Below are 1,387 nucleotides of genomic sequence, written 5' to 3' on the forward strand. Positions count from 1 at the left end.
TTCTGAGCGTTTTACCGCCAGCCGCACTGTCTCCGATGCGATCTCCGTGACAACGAGTCCGACGCCGGTGATGGGTGGCATGTTCGAGTAGCCATGGGCTAGCGCGAGCTCCACGTCACCGCTCATCAGCGCGGGAATTGACTCGCTGGGTTCCAACTCGATGATTCGAAGCTGCACTCCCTCTCCCGATCTGGCACGCAGCAAGGCCCAGGCGCCGGGCATGATTGTTCGCGCGGCGGTCGGGAACGCGGCGACTCGATACGTGCCGGACGCGCCCTCGCGCAGTGATGTCGCCTCCATCTCGGCGACGGTGAGCAGGTCCACGATGGCGCTCCCGTGCCTGGCAAGGAGGTGCCCGGCGGGGGTGACGACGATCCGCCGGCCCTGCTTCTCAGTGAGCTTGAGTCCAACGTCGCGTTCCAGGGTGGCCAGCTGCATTGAGATTCCGGGAGGGGTGAGATTCAGCGACCGCGCGACGGCGGCGATCGTCCCCAGCCGGTCGAGTTCTGCCAGCATGCGTAACTTCCGAATATCTAACACAAACCTAGGTTTACGCTCATGCCAATAAAAAGTAAATAGACATAACTAATTTCGGCGAGCATGCTTCGACTATGAAGACAACGAAGATTCTCTTCGCCGGGCTGGGTGTCGTACTGCTGTGGGCAAGCTCCTTCCCCGCGATTCGAGTCGCCGCACCAGAACTCGGCACCATCGGCCTGTCATTCGTGCGGCTGGTTGTCGCCGCTATCGTGCTCCTCATCCTCGCTCCGCTGCTCAAAATTCGGATACCCGCGCCGCGCGACCTCGCGCTGATTGCCCTCTGCGCATTCTTCGGCATGACGGCCTACCAGTTGCTTCTCAACGAGGGTGAACTGCACGTTCCCGCCGGAACAGCGAGCATCATCGTCGCGGCAGCGCCGCTGGTCTCCGTGGGGATCGCGGCCGTCGCATTCAAGGAGAAGCTCACCCTCATCCGCCTCGCGGGCAGCACTCTGGCCATCGCGGGTGTTGCCCTCGTCTGCCTCGCTCGCGCCGGGCTGAGCCTCAACTCGGCGGTATGGATCGTCGTTGCCGCGATGGTGGTCCAGGGTGTCTACCACCCGCTGTCGAGGTCGTTGCTGCGGCGGTACGCCGCTGCCGAGGTCGCCACCTACGCAATGGTGGCAGGAACCCTCATGACCCTCCCCTTCGTCCCGTTCGGCTGGGATCAACTGGTCTCAGCCAGCGGGCCGGCCTGGATCGCCGCCGTCTACCTCGGAGTGCTTCCCTCAGCCGTGGGATTCGTGCTGTGGGGCTACGCGGTCGCCCGGCTGCCCGTGGTGACGTCGACCTCGTTGCTCTATCTGGTTCCCGCGGTAGCGGTGCTGATCTCTTTTGTGTGGTTGCA

The 1,387-nt window shown here is 63.4% G+C and carries 2 protein-coding genes; one reads left to right on the forward strand and one right to left on the reverse strand.

Annotated features, from left to right (window positions below; all coding sequences use genetic code 11):
• Positions 1-540, reverse strand: a 540-nt coding sequence (locus tag RMN95_RS01950; RefSeq protein ID WP_309615280.1) for a LysR family transcriptional regulator, incomplete at its 3' end; no start/stop codon positions are given.
• A 71-nt stretch (positions 541-611) separates the two neighbouring features.
• On the opposite strand from RMN95_RS01950, the gene RMN95_RS01955 reads away from it, so the two are divergent.
• A partial coding sequence (locus RMN95_RS01955; protein WP_309615281.1) for a DMT family transporter occupies positions 612-1,387 on the forward strand: 776 nt, incomplete at its 3' end.

It is taken from the genome of Salinibacterium sp. (assembly GCF_031364185.1).
GTDB lineage: Bacteria > Actinomycetota > Actinomycetes > Actinomycetales > Microbacteriaceae > Rhodoglobus.